This is a genomic window from Pseudomonas sp. NY15372 (assembly GCF_048068215.1).
In the GTDB taxonomy this organism is placed as follows: Bacteria; Pseudomonadota; Gammaproteobacteria; order Pseudomonadales; family Pseudomonadaceae; genus Aquipseudomonas; species Aquipseudomonas guariconensis_A.
Genome location: NZ_JBLUPY010000003.1, coordinates 192,754 through 210,094, shown reverse-complemented (window position 1 = coordinate 210,094; position 17,341 = coordinate 192,754). Strand labels below are relative to the sequence as shown.

General features: G+C 62.0%; 11 protein-coding genes. All 11 read right to left on the bottom strand.

Annotation, left to right across the window (positions count from 1 at the left end; all coding sequences use genetic code 11):
- Window positions 1-76: 76 nt before the first annotated feature.
- Window positions 77-1,741: an FMN-binding glutamate synthase family protein gene (locus tag ACNFG0_RS04155; protein ID WP_416764061.1), complete on the bottom strand. Its 1,665-nt coding sequence runs from the start codon at window positions 1,739-1,741 to the stop codon at window positions 77-79.
- A 224-nt stretch (window positions 1,742-1,965) separates the two neighbouring features.
- On the bottom strand, window positions 1,966-3,351 hold the full coding sequence (locus ACNFG0_RS04150) for a flavin-containing monooxygenase (RefSeq protein ID WP_416764060.1): 1,386 nt from the start codon (window positions 3,349-3,351) through the stop codon (window positions 1,966-1,968).
- 467 nt (window positions 3,352-3,818) lie between these two features.
- Window positions 3,819-4,169 (bottom strand): hypothetical protein, encoded by a 351-nt coding sequence (locus ACNFG0_RS04145; RefSeq protein WP_416764059.1) that lies wholly within the window; start codon window positions 4,167-4,169, stop codon window positions 3,819-3,821.
- Window positions 4,169-8,440 carry an RHS repeat-associated core domain-containing protein gene (locus tag ACNFG0_RS04140; RefSeq protein ID WP_416764058.1) on the bottom strand — a complete coding sequence of 1,424 codons (4,272 nt, stop codon included), beginning with the start codon at window positions 8,438-8,440 and terminating at the stop codon, window positions 4,169-4,171. The genes ACNFG0_RS04145 and ACNFG0_RS04140 overlap by 1 nt, the downstream gene beginning before the upstream one ends.
- A gap of 13 nt (window positions 8,441-8,453) precedes the next feature.
- Window positions 8,454-8,888, bottom strand: a complete 435-nt coding sequence (locus tag ACNFG0_RS04135; RefSeq protein ID WP_196154502.1) for a DcrB-related protein — start codon at window positions 8,886-8,888, stop codon at window positions 8,454-8,456.
- A gap of 15 nt (window positions 8,889-8,903) precedes the next feature.
- A complete protein-coding gene (gene tssI, locus ACNFG0_RS04130; RefSeq protein WP_196143889.1) occupies window positions 8,904-10,838 on the bottom strand; it encodes a type VI secretion system tip protein TssI/VgrG in 1,935 nt (644 codons plus the stop codon).
- A gap of 23 nt (window positions 10,839-10,861) precedes the next feature.
- Window positions 10,862-13,537: a type VI secretion system ATPase TssH gene (gene tssH, locus ACNFG0_RS04125; RefSeq protein ID WP_416764057.1), complete on the bottom strand. Its 2,676-nt coding sequence runs from the start codon at window positions 13,535-13,537 to the stop codon at window positions 10,862-10,864.
- Window positions 13,530-14,579, bottom strand: a complete 1,050-nt coding sequence (gene tssG, locus ACNFG0_RS04120; protein ID WP_416764091.1) for a type VI secretion system baseplate subunit TssG — start codon at window positions 14,577-14,579, stop codon at window positions 13,530-13,532. The genes tssH and tssG overlap by 8 nt, the downstream gene beginning before the upstream one ends.
- Complete coding sequence (tssF, locus tag ACNFG0_RS04115; RefSeq protein ID WP_416764056.1) at window positions 14,543-16,405, bottom strand: type VI secretion system baseplate subunit TssF; 1,863 nt, start codon at window positions 16,403-16,405, stop codon at window positions 14,543-14,545. Before tssF ends, tssG begins: the two co-directional genes overlap by 37 nt.
- Entirely contained in the window at window positions 16,402-16,917 is a 516-nt protein-coding gene (gene tssE / locus ACNFG0_RS04110; protein ID WP_196143892.1) for a type VI secretion system baseplate subunit TssE, read from the bottom strand. The genes tssF and tssE overlap by 4 nt, the downstream gene beginning before the upstream one ends.
- Complete coding sequence (locus ACNFG0_RS04105; RefSeq protein WP_196143893.1) at window positions 16,911-17,324, bottom strand: hypothetical protein; 414 nt, start codon at window positions 17,322-17,324, stop codon at window positions 16,911-16,913. The genes tssE and ACNFG0_RS04105 overlap by 7 nt, the downstream gene beginning before the upstream one ends.
- Window positions 17,325-17,341: the final 17 nt, after the last annotated feature.

The window sequence follows — 17,341 nt, the reverse complement described above, 5'->3', positions numbered from 1 at the left end:
CAGCAGCGCCGAACCTGAGAGCTGCGCAGTACTTGTGAGAGCGGGCTTGTCCCGCGATTGGGGCGCGCAGCGCTCCTTATGCTGGAGTCGTTTCCTTACGGCGTGTCACCGCCGCCATCGGCACCGCCTCTACCGTTTGCGGCGCAAAACTGTCACTGCGCGCCATCCGCCACATCCGCCCATAGAACTCGCTCTCGATCGAGCCGCCGAGCAACTCGCCGGGCTTGAGAAACTGATGCAGCTCCGAAAACAGGCTGATCTGGCTGGGGCTGATACGTCGCGCCAGGTGCTTGGGCTTGAGCTCCGATGGATGCTCGAGGCCCGCCGCCGCAAGCATCTCGGCCAGCGCATGCAAGGTGTTGCGATGAAAGCTCGCGACCCGCTCGGCCTTCTCCGGCACCACCAGTGCGCGCTGGCGCAGTGGGTCCTGAGTGGCAACCCCGGTCGGGCACTTGTTGGTGTGGCAGCTCTGCGACTGGATGCAGCCGATGGCGAACATGAAGCCGCGGGCCGAATTGACCCAGTCCGCGCCGATGGCCAGCACGCTGGCGATGTCGAAGGCACTGACGATCTTGCCCGCCGCACCGATGCGAATGCGGTCACGCAGGTTCAGGCCCACCAGGGTGTTGTGCACGAACATCAGCCCTTCGCGCATCGGCACGCCCATGTTGTCGCTGAACTCTCTGGGCGCTGCGCCCGTGCCGCCCTCCTTGCCATCGACCACGATGAAATCCGGGGTGATGCCGGTGGCCAGCATGGCCTTGGCGATACCCATGAATTCCCAGGGATGGCCCAGACAGAATTTGAAGCCCACCGGCTTGCCGCCGGACAGTTCGCGCAGGCGACCCACGAACTGCAACAGCTCCACCGGGGTGCGGAAGGCGCTGTGGGCGGCAGGCGAAATGCAATCCTCTCCAACTCGAACGCCTCGGGTGGCGGCGATTTCCGGGCTGACCTTGTGCCCCGGCAAGATGCCGCCATGGCCCGGTTTGGCGCCCTGACTGAGCTTGATCTCGATCATCTTCACCTGCGGATCGCGCGCCTGCTCGGCGAAGCGCGCCGGGTCGAAGCGCCCCTCTTCGGTACGGCAGCCGAAGTAGCCGCTGCCGATCTCCCAGATCAGATCTGCGCCATGCTCGCGGTGGTAAGGGCTGATGCTGCCCTCGCCGGTGTCATGGGCGAACCGGCCCAGGCGTGCGCCCTTGTTCAAGGCCTCGATGGCGTTGGCGCTGAGGGCGCCGAAGCTCATCGCCGAGATGTTGAAGATCGATGCCGAATACGGCAGCTGGCACTGCGGCCCGCCGATGGCGATGCGAAACGAGGCCGGGTCCGGCGTTGCCACCGGCAGCATCGAGTGGCTGATGAATTCGAAGCCAGGCTTGTAGGCATCGTTGAGTGTACCGAAGGCCTTTTCGGCGCTTTCATTCTTGGCCCGGGCATACACCAGCGAGCGCTGGGAGCGGGAGAAGGGCAGCTTGTCGTCATCGCCCTCGATCAGGTACTGGCGGATCTCTGGGCGGATGGTCTCGATCAGGTAGCGAATATGGCCCAGGATCGGGTAATTGCGCCGCACTGCGTGGTGGCTCTGGCGCATGTCGTTGAGACCGACCAGGCTGAGCAGGGCGGTCACCAGCGTGAATGGCCAGACCCAGACGTGCCGGGCAAGAAATGGGAGGCTGGCGAACGTGAACAGCAGGCAGGCGGCCAGGCAGGCGTAACGGGTGGAGAATGCGTGTTTCATGGATCCATCGCTGACGGGATGACCCGATCTAGGATAGGCAAAGGCCACGCGGGGAAAACCAGGGGTTTCGGTAAAAGACTGTTACCTGGCTGTGAAGCAGACCGCTTTATGAAGAACCACCCCGAACACAAAACCGTTAGGGGCTCCTGGCCGAGGCCGCGCTCAAGGTGTTGCAGGGGCAATGAAGCGCGGTACCTCGTTGCCCTGCAACAGTCGGGTTGGGTTCAGCCCTTGTCCTGCCTGAGAGCGCGCACGTCACCCGGCTCGGCGGTCTCGCGCAGGTATTCCTCCAGTGAGTCGTCCAGCGCCTGCAGCCAGCGCGTGTGATGGGGCACGGCGGCGGTGCCGGTCATCACCGAACGGTAGGAGCGGTCGCGGTAGCCCATGATGTCGTGCTTCTTGTCGTTCTTCCATTTGAGGAAGATACGGTTGACGGCATCGATGTCGAAGCTCGGGTAGTCGGTCTGGCTGATCAGGTGCTGGATATGCCGGCCCTGGAATTCATACATCGATGCAGTGGTTTCCAAGGCCTCCTCTTCGGCGCGCCAGCGCGCGCTGTCGGCTTGCATGCCGGCCTGGTCGGGCAGGCGAATGCGGCCGAGCATCACGTCGCGGGCGAACCAGGCCTGGGCGTCGAACAGGTTGAAGCTGTACCAGAGGTCCTGCATGCCCAGGTACATCAGCTGCGGGTTGGCCTCCCACACTACGCCCTGGTAGAGGCCCAGCGGCCACAGGCGATTACGGGTCCGCAAGGTCAGCTCGTCGGGCAGGAACGGGAAGTGGTGCTGGTAGCCGGTGCACAGGATGATCGCGTCCACTCGCTTGCTGGAACCGTCGGCGAAGTGCGCCACATCACCCTCGACGCGTTGCAGTTGCGGGCGCTCTTCCCAGCCTTTTGGCCATTGGTAGCCCATGGGCTGGGTGCGGTAGGCGCTGGTGATCGAGCGTGCGCCGTACTTGTAGCACTGCGAGCCGATGTCCTCGGCCGAGTAGCTGCTGCCGACGATCAGCACGTCCTTGCCGGCGAATTCCAGCGCATCGCGGAAGTCATGGGCATGCAGGATGCGCCCGGAAAAACGCTCGAAGCCCGGGAACGACGGCACGTTCGGCGTCGAGAAATGCCCGCTGGCCACGACCACATAATCGAATTCCTGCTCGATGCCCTGGCCGGCGGCATAGTCGTGGGCGGTGACGGTGAAGGTGCGGCGCTCAGCATCGAAGCGCACCGCCTTGACCACGGTGTTGAAGCGGATGTACTGGCGCACATCGGCTTTCTTCACCCGGCCCTGGATGTAGTCCCAGAGCACCTCGCGAGGCGGGTAGGACGAAATGGGCCGGCCGAAATGCTCGTCGAAGCTGTAGTCGGCGAACTCCAGGCACTCCTTCGGCCCGTTCGACCAGAGGTAGCGATACATGCTGCCGTGAACCGGCTCGCCATGCTCGTCCAGCCCGGTACGCCAGGTGTAGTTCCACATGCCGCCCCAGTCGGCCTGTTTCTCGAAACAGACGATGTCGGGCATGGGCTCGCCCTTGGCATGGGCGGATTGGAAAGCACGCAGTTGCGCCAGGCCAGACGGGCCGGCGCCGATGATGGCGACACGAATAGTCATGAAGATGTCCTGTTAACACAAATCAAAGGCAAGACCTCCCCAACCCCGAACGGCAATGGGCCTAGGGCTGTGGATGGGCGAAGGCTTCAGGTGTCAGCAGGTAGGCGGAGGCACGGGACGCTTGCGCTTGTGCGCCAGCAGCATGTCCCGAGGTGGGATCGACAAGGTGTGGAACAGTGTCGAGAGTGGAGAACAGCCGAGGGTGGAGCGGACAACGGCAGGGAAGGGCCCGGTGGCCTTGCCGAGCAAACCGGCAAGCGGGCCATGGGACCGATAGATACGTGTGATCTCGTGCATGGGGGCTTGTAATGCCTCTTTTCTTTATGGATGCCTTTTTAGCTATAGCGCATCGATGGAAAGCATTTCAAGGTTTGTCTTCGTAGGGCCGTGGGTAGAGCGTATCCTCGGCCTGCTGCATAGAACACCGCGATCACCCGGATTGGGTGGTTTGGCGTACATCCATTTGCCTAGGATGGCGGGTTCGACGGGATACCGATTTTTTCGCACAAATAGACGAACAACTGTTGGGCCAGGCCCTGAGCATGCTCGGATTTCACGACCAGGTTGAAGAAATAATACTGGTCGAACAGGTATTCAATATCGCTGCGGGGAATCAGGCAGAACTCGATGTAGGCGCTGTAGAGCTTCTTCACGTCTTCGGAAATCTGTTCCAGATCGCCTGGAAGATTGGTCACGTCGTAGAAGATGTTCTGGTAGCGCTCATTGACGTCACTGATCTCGATATAGGGAACATGGCGCTTCTCGCACGCCTCCCAATGCGCCTTCTGCGTGGTACTGGTGCGAAAGGTGAAGTTCATCATTGGTCCTTGTACTTGAAATCGGTGACGTGAGTCATTTTACCGGTGCGGTCGATTTTGGCCATGTAATGAATATTGACCCCGTTAACCTTGCGCTCCATTTTAGACCAGCCTTTCCCTTTGAAGTGGGGGTCGCCAATATCCTTGGCCGCGATAATTTCAATGCCGTTTTCAGGGTGTTTTTTCACATGGTCCATGGCGAAGGCTTCATTTCGGTTTTTCGCCTTGGTGCGGCCAGTGGATTTGCTTCTGACCCGCCGGGGTTTTCTGAAGCTACATTTCTTTTTCCAGCCTAGGGGGTCTATCCAACCAAAGGGGTTAGGGCCGTACTGGTAGAGATTGAACCCACCGAGCAAACCGATGGGATCCGGTGTAATGAAACGTGCACCATCCGGATCATAAAAGCGGAAGGTGTTGTAATGCAGGCCCGTTTCCCTATCAAGGTACTGGCCTTGAAAACGTAGGTTCTGATCTTCAATAAAGTCCGGAGCGCGCCATTCCTCGACACTGTTACCCCATAATTGGAAATGGGCGTGCCAGGCTGAACGGCCATCTTCCTCGCAGAGCAGTTCGGGGAGACCGTTAATATGATTGTGGTAGTAGCGGATCCGTTGGAACTGGCCCGTGCCGTCTACCCGGGCTAGAGGTTCGTGGCTGTCATCTTCATACAGGTAAAGAGAGGTCCGTGCGTGTTGCCGCTCTTGCAGGAGCCGCAATCCATCCCACGTGAAGTGCACCTGATCGAGCAATTGATCGTGGCCATCGAACACAGACTTTTCGATACGCCGGCCCAAGGGGTCGTATGTCATCCGTACACGGCGCGTTCGACCGGCCGATTGTATATCCACCTCACGTAATCGATGCTCGGCATCGTATATGAAAAGCTGTACGCCCCGCTCAGGGTTGCGCTTTTCGACCAGTCGTCCAAAGGCGTCATAGCGATACTGGGTGTTTCGATAGTTTAACAGCTGGTCATGACGGACCTGGGTGCCAGCATTCAGGAGATTGCCTGCCGCATCATAGGCGTATTGTTCGTCGAATCCTTGATGCCCATATTGGCAACTGACGACCTGCCCTCTGCCGTCGTAGTGCAGCATTGATTGTTGTTGCCATTCGGGTGTTTGAAAGAGCCAGCCTGTGAGATTGTTGGCGCTGTCATAGCTGAAGTCCTGGCGAACCGGAGCCGGGAGCCGTATGGGCAAGGTGTGTGGACGGCACTGTCGAGAGCGCAAACGGCCGGTCATGTCATAGTCCTGATGCATCACCATATGCCCTTGAGTGCGCATGGTTTCCCGATGCAGGCGGTCCCGCTCGAAGTCGCATACCGTCCGACCGTCCAGGTTGATCTGATGCAAGTGGCCGCTGCCGTAGTAAAGCTGGTTGAGCCAACGTCCATCGGGAAGACAGGTTCGTGTGGGGTTGCCCAGGCTGTCGTATTGATGCTTGAGCACCGTGTCGTCGGCATGTTCCTCACAGAGCCGGCCCAACGCATCGAAAACGAACCTCAGTCCCTGCACCTTTCCCTGTCCGTCGCGAAAGCGAACGGAATTTAATTGATCGAGCGCGTCATATTCGAACTCGTGCCGACCATCGTCGGTATGCTTGGCTATCAGACGTTCGCCGGGGTCGTATTCAAAACGATGAATGATCGCAGCTGGGCCCTCTAACGATGGGAGGAAAGCCAGTTCGACAATATTGCCCAATGGGTCGTAGGCGTAGCGTCTGCTGCTACCATCCAGGTTGCGCTGCAACGTCAGGCGGTCCCCGTCGTCCCACTCGAATCGATAGCTCTCGCCGTTCTCGTTGGTGAGTGAAAGCAGGCGACCGTAGCGGTCGTAGGTAAACTGTCGTCGCGTATTCGCGGCCAGTTGCTGGGTAATCATGCCGCGAGAGTTGTACCGGTACTCAATGTGCTGTCCGGCGCAGTTGCCATGGCTGGCGAGCTTGCCTGCGGTGTCATAGGTCAATATTTCACGGCGTCCATCCGGATGCATGATGGCGCTCAGACGCCCTCGTGAATCGTGCTGGAGCTCGGTACGCTGGCCCAGGGCATTGGTTATCGCTTGCAGGTGGCCGCGCTTGTCGTACTGATAGCGCGTCGAATAGCCGGAGCAGTCTGTCTCCTCAATGAGCATACCAAGCCCATTCCAACGCAAGTGACGACTATTGCCTGCCGGATCGATGACGTGTGTGACTTGCCCATGCGCGTCATAGCGATAATGAGTGACATTGCCCAAAGGGTCGGTTTCGCTGCTGCAGTTGCCTCTCTGATCGTAGCGGTAGCGCCAGCGATTGCCGGCGCGGTCGATCTCCTCCCTTGGAAGTGACCAGTGTTCCAGCCAGACCGTCGACTCGCTTCTACCCAATGGGTCAACGGTTTGCAGCAGATTGCCAGACTCATCATAAAAGTATCGCCATTGACCTCCCATTGGGTCGTTGGCGGCCAACAGTTGTCGTTCATCGTCCCATTCGAACGTCCACGTGTGTCCCAGTGCGTTGTCGTACCGGGTTATCTGATACTGGTGATTCCAGTGAACGTGGGTGGTGCGTTGCAGTCCGTCGGTAATCTGCGTGATCCCGGCGGGGACGTTGTAGTCGAAACGGTACTCATCGCCATCGTCGGTCCAATGACGAGATACGCGCCAGCCATCTTCGCTTTGCACCCAGTCATAGAAACAGCGAAGGCCTCCAGGCAATTGATGTTCAATCAGCCGGCGACCTTCGTCATAGGCGAAGCGGCGTCGCAGTTCGCCATCTGTGCCGACAACTCCAGACAGGTCACCGTTTGTATCGTAGACATAGCTGACGAGTACTTCCGAACTACCGTCTGGATAGGTTCGATGGATCTCGCCCACACGCTTGGGCCACTGCGGACAATAATGCAGACAAACGTTTATTTGCTCGAGCGTATCGCGTAGGCCGACCAAGCGTTCTCGTTCGTCATACTCCAGGAAAATACGGTTCTCGTTTCGGTCACCCACCTGGCTGAGTCGCAGCTGATAGGCATCATGAAGACATGGCTCGAATAAGCGATACAAACCGTCGACACGCTCGATAAGCACTTCGCCATTCATTGATCGACGTACGCACAGGCCTTCACCGGCGCTGAATACAGCATCGCCGGGTGGTATTGCCCCGATATCGATGACACGTCCCTGCTCATCGGTGAACAGGAGGTGCTCACCTGCCTCATGGTGCTTGCGGATCGTGACACTTGCTTCGAAGTCTACGCTCCAGCCTGCTCCGAACAGGCCGTCTGTACGGCTGTCACGACTGTTGTAGAAGCGTTGCCAGCTGATGGGCAGCAGGGCGGGCAAGATGAAATCAAGCTCTTCCTCACCCTCGAGTATCTTGGCGCCCGTCGTACTATGCACAGGGTTAGGGGAGCCGGCGATTGCCGAGGTTAACGCGCCGCTGACCTGTTCAGTCAGGTACGTGCCAATACCACCAATCAACATGCAGCCGAACTGGCTATAGAACTTGCTCCCCCGTCCCCGTAGCATCATCAGCGCCGTGATAGCCAACCCGATCCCTGGCGTCTTGCCGCTGCGGATCTCGCGTACGACGATCGGCTCGCCCCCGATGCGCACGTTGTCCGAAATCAATCCAGCATCGACAATCACAGCGTCGCACGTACTGCGGTCGCCACTTCGGCACGCGGGGTGGCCGTTGATCATCACCTTGCTGGAGCCTTCGGCGAGGAATTGAGGTGGCATCGGTGGGTGTTTGCTGCAGATGACCTTGTCATCGTCCGCCGGAGCGGTATTCGGTGCCGGGGTGGCGACGGTGGGGCGCCACATTTGCGAGAAGAAACCCTTGGCCATGTCCAGGAAGGTTTCTTCTGGCTCTTCGGCCGGCGTGCCTTCGGCGCCGCCCTCCAACGGCGCTGGAGGGGCGAGCACTACCCCGGCGGCGCGAGCAGAAGGTTTACCGTTGGTGCGGGTATCCTTGGAGCCGGTGGCGATGTTCGCCTGCACCGTCGGTGGGAACAGCGCATTGCCGATGCCCTCGCATAATCGACTGAGCCCCGTATCCGCTCCGGTCTTGGCCATGACCACGCCGACCACCAGGCCGACCACCGCGCCCAGCACGAAGCAGCCCAGGCCCCCGGTAACCACGGTGATGCCCAGGGCCGCGGCCACCGCTGCAGTGGCTAGAGCGCCGATGGCGACGTTGGCGGCTACCTCGAGCACGCCGCCGACGATATCGGCGAGCATCGAGGTGTGCATGAGTGCGTCGCCTTCGCGGGCGGCCCAGAGTGCATCGGACATAAATAGGGTGTTGTCAGCCGAGATTGTCGAAGTCGAGCGATTGCTTGAGCAGCGTCCAGTGCGCAGCCTCGGCATCACCCAGCGGTTGCGGTTTGACGTAGCTCAGCGCGAACATCTTGCGCGTGCCGGGCAGTACCAGGGCCAACTGATACTGGTAGACCTTGTCCTGGCCCTTGCTGAACTGGCTGCTCAGCTCGATGGCATCGATGTCCTGGGCTGCACCGACGCGCACGGCCCGTGCCGGTTGGAAACGTAGGTCCTTGACCTGTTGTTGCAGACGCTGCAGTTGGCCATCGAAATTGCTCTGCAACGTCTCGTCTTCGGCGAGCACACTGCGGCTGACGATCAGCGAGGTGCCCAGCGCCTCGAAGCGCAGGATGTTGATGCTCGTGTCTTGCACCGTCGCATCGGGCAGGGCAAAACGAAACTCGTTGACGCGGTAGTTCATGGGATAGGTATCTCGTTACTTGCCGTCGGAGAAGATCGCCTTCACCGAGCCATCGATGGCCGATTTCACGCCCTGATCGTTGGGCGCGGTCTGCGCGCCGCTGCCGACATTCAAGTCCAGGGTGCCGTCGGTGTTGATTTCTGCATCCTTGCTGGCATGGAAACTGAACTGCACGCAACTGAGGTTGATCTGACCGCTGGCGTTGAGCTCGATCACGCTCTTGCCGCAGACCAGGCGCAGGTTTTCGCCGGCCTCGATCAGGTAGCTGGTGCTGACGCTGTCGGTCTTGCTCGCACCTACCAGCAGCATGTCGTCGCGGCGCACGGCGCGGATGCGGTCCTGGCCGATGGTGATGGTCTCGAGCATGCCGACGGTCTGGGTACGATTGGCTCCAACCGACAAGGTCTCGTTCTGCTCGACCACGGTATCCATGTTGCGCTCCGCATGCAGGTACAACTGTTCGGCACCTTTCTTGTCCTCCATGCGGATCTCGTTGAAGTTGGCCGGGCTGCCGCCTTTGCTGGAGCGGCTCTTCATGCCACTTTGGGTGGCACCGGCGGGCAGGTCGTAGGGTACGGCCTGCTCGGCGTTGTATACCCGTCCGGTAATGATCGGGCGGTCGGGGTCGCCCTCGAGGAAGCTGACGATCACTTCCTGGCCGATGCGTGGCACCTGGATCGAGCCCCAGTTCTTGCCCGCCGTCGCCTGGGAAACGCGAATCCAGCAAGAGCTGTTCTCGTTGGACTGGTCATGGCGGTCCCAATGGAAATGTACCTTGACCCGGCCGTATTGGTCGGTCCATATCTCCTCGCCGGCTGGGCCCACCACCACGGCGGTCTGCGGGCCCTTGACGATCGGCCTCAGGGAGCTGGCCACCGGGCGGTAGGCCTGCTGTGCGTCGATGCAGCTCAGGTTGCTCTCGAACTGCGCCGAGCCATTGCCTGCGCCACTCTCCAGACGCTCCTGGACCACGTAGTAGCGGGCGGCAACGATCAGGTATTCGCGGTTCTGGTCCTGGCGGGTGAAGCCGGTGAGGTCGAACAGGTGTCCGCTGCCCAGGCCTCTGGCGTTGCCCTTCAGTTCGATTCGCTCGTGCAGGCTTTGCAGTGACTCCAGGCGCGTGCGGGCATAGTGTTCGCCGTCCTGCGCCTGTTCATAGGCGCCCGGGTAGTCATACAGCGGATAGTCACCGGCCTGGTGGGGGCGCGGCATGGCCGAACGCACGTCGATGCGGGCGCTGGGGCGTTGGAAATCGTAGTCGTTGAGCTCCAGGGAGCCGGGTTGGACTTCCTGCGCCAGGTACCAGTCGTTGATGTGGTCGCGTTCGCGGTGCTGGCCGTCCGGCGGATAGAACGGCACCGACTCATAGCCAGGCGACTTCTGGTGCGCGCCGTAGGCATCGGCCAACACCAGCACGTGGCGGTCCTGTTCGTGACGGAAGAAATAGTAGATGCCTTCTTCTTCCATCAGTCGGCTGACGAAGTCGAAGCTGGTCTCGCGGTACTGCACGCAGTACTCACGCTCCCGGTAGGTACGGCTCAAGGCATCCTCGAAGTCGGAGAAGCCCAGGTCGCGAAATACCTGCTTGATGATCTGGGGGGCACTCAGGTGCTGGAAGATCCGGCAATCGCTCGTGCGCGTCAGTAGCCATAGCCACGGACGCAGTGTCACCCGGTAGCTGGCGAACTGGCCCCGGTCGACCGATTGGCTGCAACGCGCAACGATGCCATGGAAATACCGATAGCTGGCGACGTTCACCTGCAATGACAGGCTCATCGGCTTGCCAAGCAACTGGTTGAGGTCGATGGCTGGGTCGTCGCTGATCAGTTGCAGTTCATAGTCGAACAGGCGGCCAAGCTCCTCGCTGCCGCCCATCTCGCTGAGGATCAGCACGTCCGGCCCCAGAGGGCTGTTGATCTGCGCCAGGCGCGTGAGTTGCGTGAACAGCATGGGTGATCCTGTAGGGGCCGCCGTCAGCTGGCAGCGCCGAAGTCATAATGCAGGTCATTGTCGCGGCGGCTGATACTGACGCTGGCCAGCGGCTTGCCTTCGAGCATGCGGGTGAGGAACTCACGGCTCATGTCCGGCAGCAGGCCGTTGGTCAGGATGGCATCGATCATGCGGCCACCGCTTTCGGTTTCGGTGCAGCGTGAGACGATAAGGTCGACCACCCCGTCGTCGTAGGCGAAGCCCACCTTGTGCGTGCCTTCCACGCGTTTGCGGATGCGCTCCAGTTGCAGACGGGTGATGGCCTTGAGCATGACATCGCTGAGCGGGTAGTAGGGGATGGTCACCAAGCGCCCGAGCAACGCCGGTGGGAAGATCTCCAGCAACGGCTTGCGCAGCGAGGTCGCCACCGACTCGGGATCGGGCAGGGCATTGGCGTCTTTACAGAGGCCCGCGATCAGCTCGGTACCGGCGTTGGTGGTGAGCAGGATCAGGGTGTTGCGGAAGTCGATCTGACGCCCTTCGCCGTCCTCCATCACGCCTTTGTCGAACACCTGGAAGAAAATCTCGTGAACGTCGGGGTGGGCTTTTTCCACCTCGTCCAGCAGCACCACGCTGTAGGGGCGGCGACGCACCGCCTCGGTCAGCACGCCGCCCTCGCCATAACCGACATAGCCAGGTGGCGCACCCTTGAGCGTGGAGACGGTGTGGGCTTCCTGGAATTCACTCATGTTGATGGTGATCAGGTTCTGCTCGCCGCCGTACATGGCTTCGGCGAGAGCCAGTGCAGTCTCGGTCTTGCCCACCCCGGAGGTGCCGGCGAGCATGAACACGCCGATGGGTTTGTTCGGGTTGTCCAGGCCTGCACGGGAGGTCTGGATGCGCTTGGCGATCATCTTCAGTGCATGGTCCTGGCCGATGATGCGTTTAGCCAGGTGCGAGTCGAGGTTGAGCACGGTCTCGATCTCGTTGCGTGCCATGCGCCCGACCGGGATGCCGGTCCAGTCCGCAACCACCGAGGCCACGGCCTGATAGTCCACCGTTGGCAGGATGAGCGGACTTTCGCCTTGCAGGGCGGTGAGGCGCTGTTGCAGGTCGATGAGGTGCTCACGCAGTTCGTGGCTGCCTTGCACGTCCACGTCCTGGTCGACCACGCCCACTTGCTCGCGCAGTTGCGCGCGGGTGGCCAGCAGCTCGTCCACCAGGGCTTTCTCTTCGGCCCAACGGCCTTCCAGCTGGACCAACCGTTCGCGCTCCTCGGTCAGCAGGGCGTCGGCCTGGGCTCGACGCTGTTCGGTGACTACACCGATGGCCGCCTCACGGGCGATGATCTGCAATTCGACTTCCAGCGCCTCGATGCGTCGGCGGCTGTCATCCACCTCGGCTGGCACGGCGTGCAGGCTGATGGCTACGCGTGCACAGGCGGTGTCCAGCAGGCTCACCGACTTGTCTGGTAACTGGCGCGCCGGAATATAGCGGTGGGAGAGCTTGACCGCGGCTTCGAGCGCCTCATCGAGGATCTGCACCTGATGGTGCTTCTCCATGGTCGAGGCCACGCCGCGCATCATCAGCAAGGCCTTGGCTTCACTCGGTTCGTCCACCTGCACCACCTGGAAGCGGCGGGTCAGGGCGGGATCTTTCTCGATGTGCTTCTTGTACTCGGCCCAGGTGGTTGCCGCCACGGTCCGCAGGCTGCCGCGTGCCAATGCCGGCTTGAGCAGGTTGGCGGCATCGCCGGTGCCGGCGGCGCCACCCGCCCCAACCAGGGTGTGGGCTTCGTCGATGAACAGGATGATCGGTTTGGTCGAGGCCTGCACGTCTTCGATCACCTGGCGCAGGCGCTGTTCGAACTCGCCCTTCATGCTCGCGCCCGCCTGCAGCAGGCCGATGTCCAGGCTGCGTAGCTCGACGTCTTTCAGTGCCGGTGGTACGTCGCCGGCGACGATGCGCAGGGCGAAGCCTTCGACCACGGCGGTCTTGCCCACCCCAGCTTCGCCAGTGAGGATCGGGTTGTTCTGCCGACGACGCATGAGGATATCGACCAACTGGCGAATCTCTTCGTCACGGCCGACGATAGGATCGAGCTTGCCGCTGCGGGCCTGCTCGGTAAGGTCGACGGTGAAGCGCTTGAGCGCCTCCTGCTTGCCCATCGCTGCCGGGGTCACGGCAGCGCTGGCTTCACCCGGAGCACCAGCGCTGAAACCGTCGCTGGCGGCCAGGCTGTTCTCCGGTGAATCGCCGACGTATTCGTCGAAGCGTTCGCTCAGTGCCTCGATCTTGAGCTTGCCGAACTCGCCCGACAGGCCCAGCAGGGCGTTGCGCAGGCTTGGCGTCTTGAGGATACCCACCAGCAGGTAACCGGTACGCACCTGGCTTTCGCCGAACATCAGGCTGCCATACACCCAGCCGCGTTCCACGGCTTCTTCGACCTGCGAGGACAGGTCGGTGATCGAGGTCGAGCCGCGCGGTAGGCGGTCCAGCGCATCGGTCAGGTCGCGGGCCAGGCGTGCGGGCTCCACATTGAACTGACGGATGATGCGGTGCAGGTCGCAGTCCTGCAGTTGCAGCAATTGGTGCAGCCAATGCGCCAGCTCCACGTATGGGTTGCCACGCAGCTTGCAGAAGACAGTGGCGGCCTCGATGGCCTTGTAGGCGACGCTGTTGAGTTTGCCAAATAGCGCGGCGCGGCTGATTTCACTCATGTTCCTGACTCCTTGTGACTGGTGATGTGACCGGCTGCTCGGCGTAGTACCGAGCAAGCTTCAGGTCGCTTGCATCGTGCGATGGGCGGCCGAGCCAGGTATCGAACCCCAGGCGTTGGCCAGCATTGAGTTGCAGCGCGGGCACTTGGCCCTGCGCCAGGATGAGGTTGAGCTCCCAGTCCAGCTCCTGGCCCAGGTATTCGCAGATCCATGCGGCCAGCTCGACGAACGCGTGCCCACCGGGGAGCAGCGCGTGGTACTGGTCGAGGGTGAGCGGGCCGAGGCACAAGCGGAACTTGTGCTGGCGGTCCCAGACGTAGCGGCCCAGGCACAGGTCTACGCCCAGGCGATGGGCGCGTACGCCAAGTTGGCTGCGTTCGGGCAGTTCCAGCCATTGGCCGACATACTCCTCCAGCTTCACCGGCACGCCGAAGTAGCTCGCCAGGATGCTGCACAGCCCGTCCGGATAGCGGGTCTGCGCCGCCAAGTGGCCGGACCAGTGCAACTTGGCGGTATCGGGCAATGGCCCCTGCCCCTGCAGCGCCGGTTGACCTCGGCCACTGAGCGCGGCCAGGCGCGCGGCCCAGTAGTCATCGCCAGGGCGGTCATGGCTGACGGTCGGGCGAGCTTCGGCCCACGCGCGGTAGAACAAGCTCAGCAGGCGGTGGTGGAAGATATCGAGGAAGCGCTTGCTGGTCGGGTCGGCATGGTTGCGCAGGCGTTCGCGCATGTATTCGGTCAGGTGCAGCGGCAGTGGGCCGTTGGGGCCACCCAGGCCGAAGAAGAACTGCTCCAGGCGCGCCGGGCCTTCTGCTGCTGGTGTCACCGAGGCGAGTGTGGCGGGGGCGAAGCCGCAATCCAGGCGCTGGCCCAGGCGCACCGGTTCGTCGGCCAGGCGCAGCGAGTGTCCGAAGCGCGGCAGCTCGGGGTTTTCCGTTTCGAGACGACGCAGCGCCTGGAAGAAGTCGAACGCCCAGGGCTCGGCCTGCATGGCCTCTAGCGTTTTCACAGGGTTGGCCTGCGCCCGGGCTTGGCCTTCCAGCGCATGATCTCACCACGGTCGCTGGTGCGTAGCACGGTTTCGGTGAAGCTGTTGATCGATACGTAGCGCGTCAGGAAACGCTCGAACACCGCCCCCAGCAGGAACACTCCGGTACCACGGAACGCATTCTCGTCGAATTCCAAGGTGATCTCCAGGCCGCGGCCGAAGACGATCGGCCCCGGCATCGGAAGGCGGCGGGTGCAGGGTTTGCTGCTGACCTCGCGCAGGCCATCGATCTGCAGATGCAGGGCACTGTCCTGGTTGTCACCATACAGGCGCAGCAGCTCGCGCAAGGCAGCGGCGCCTTGGCCTTGCTCGGCCAGCGACAGGTAGTTCAGCGACAATTGGCTGATCAGGCGCCAGGCGCGGTTGTCGTGGGCATGGCTGGGCTTGGGGCGGCTGGGGCTGACCAGACAGCGTACGGCACCTACCGGGGCGCTGTCGGCCAGGCTGAAGTCGCTGCGCCCGTCACCGACGTTCATGAACAGCGGCAGGTCGCGGTTGCTGCACAAAGCGCTGATACCGAGCTGGCGCAGATCATGGCTGTAGGGGGCCTGCTGGCCGTCGACCAGACTGACGAACGTCTCGCTGCCCATGTAGCTCGAGCGTGTGCCGTTGCGCCGTTGCTCGCTCGACAGCACGCGCGGTTCGCGACGCACGATGTAGTAGGCCTGGTCGCGACCATAGCGCGATGGATCGCGTACCGCATAGAACGGCAGGAATGCCTGGTCGGGCCCGGTACCGTGACCGGTGACCTGCTGCAGCGAATGGATCTCGAAGTCGGTGGGACGAGTGCGATCGGCGATCACGTGGTGTTCGTTGACACGATCGGTGAGGTGGATACGGTCGACCCGACGTGGAAACAAATTGATCGCCGGCGTGCAGAAGGGCACGAACTGTGCCGCACTGACGCTGCTTTCCAGTGACGGGTTGAAGCGCTCGAACAGCACCAGCAGCTCCAGCTCCTGGCCGTTGCATCGCTTTACCGCCCGCTCCAGGCCAGCGAAGTCGACGAACAGGAAGCGCTGCGGCAGAGCGAAGTATTCCTGTAGCAGGCGATAGCCTTGGAACGCCTGTGGCACCACTGGCAGCGCTGCTTCGCAGTCGTCGAACCCGCACGGGAGCAGCGCCTGCTCGACCGCGATACGCTCCACCCAGTCGGCTCCCGGCTGGCGCACGAACACGGCGCAGGCACTGCCCAGCAACTGTTCGTAGAGGCGGAACGGGGTTTCATCGGCGCCATTGAGATACAGCGGCAGGTGCGTCAGCGGCAAGCTGGAAAAGGGCACTTCGGCGCCGCTGCGTAGCGTCAGGCGCAGGCCGGCGCGCGCTTTTGGCTCGCTGGCGGCCAGGCGTCCGAGCACCGCGCCAGGGTTGCCGAAGTATTCCGCGCGTGTGACCTGCAGGGGCCACAGGGTCACGTCTTGGGTGGTGCGGAATTCGCACGGTGTCTGCGAGTTGCGGCCCAGGTTGGCGCGTAGCACGCTGTCCCTGGGCAGTTGGAAACCGGTAGCGAGCGAGCCCTCGTCGGGGTCGGTCTGCAACTGGACTACGGTCATCGACGGGGTCGGTGCCAGATAGTGCGGGTAGGCGATTTCCAGCAGGTTGTTGGTGAAGGTCGGATATTCGGCGTCGAGCTTGAGCTGGACTCGCGCGGTGAGATACGCAAAACCTTCCAGCAGACGCTCGACGTAAGGATCGGCACAGTCGATTCCCGAGAGTGTCAGGCGCCCGGCGATCTTTGGATATTCCTTGGCGAACTCCGCCGCGCTTTCGCGGATGTGCTGCAGCTCCTGGTTGTACAGTTCGAGCAGGCGCGGGTTCATACGCGCCTCCGACGCTCGGCGGGAGCCACGCGCACATGGCCGGACTCCAGGTCCACTTCGGTCTGCAGCAGCAGGGGCAAGGCGGCCGGCTGGGCCCACAGGTCACCTTCGATCTCGAAGCTCAGGGCGTTGGCGTTCATTTCGCCGGGCGCAGCCTGGGCGCGAACCTTCAGCGTGTGGGCAAGGATGCGCGGCTCGTAGGTGGCGATGGCCTGGTGAATGATGCGCTCCAACGCCATGAGGTCGATGTTCGAGGCGCTGTTGCCGGCCAGGGCGGGCAGGCCGTAATTGACGACCGACGCGCCGGCAGCGGTATTCAGCGTGCTACCGGTGTCGAGCAGCGAGGTGGTATTGAGCAGCCAGGCCAGGTCGCGCAATACCGAAGCCTTGAGCTGATGCAGGCTGAGCACGCGTTTGTCCGGGGCTTCCTGCGGGTTGCCCGGGTCATCGTCGGTCAGGCGATCCAGCAGCGAAGGCTGCAGGCGGTCGCGGGCGGCGATCTCGGCTACCACTCGAACAGCCCCACGAAGTTTTTCTGATCCACTGGGCCGTTCGAGCAGCTGGCGCCACGGGCCAGGATGGAGGGTTCCAGGCGCGTGCCGATCTGGCGAACAGCCTGATACTGGCTATGGCAACGGCCAGGTTGCGACGGGTCTGGCTGCACATGGCTGACAATGATGATCTGCGCACCATTGAAGTGCTCAACGCGTGGCTTGCCGCCGTCTCGCTCCGGGCTGAGCTGGCAGGGCCAGGGCATCTCCAGTTGCAGCAACGAAGCATCGGCCTTGCGCAGCGCGCAGCGGCCTTCGTGATCCACCAGCGCAAGGGTATGCCCGGCGAGGGTGACCTCAGGCGCTGCACCCGGCGAGGTAGCGGGCGTCTGGGCACACGCATTCAAGGCGAATGCGAGCAGGAGCATCGGCAGGGTTCTGCATG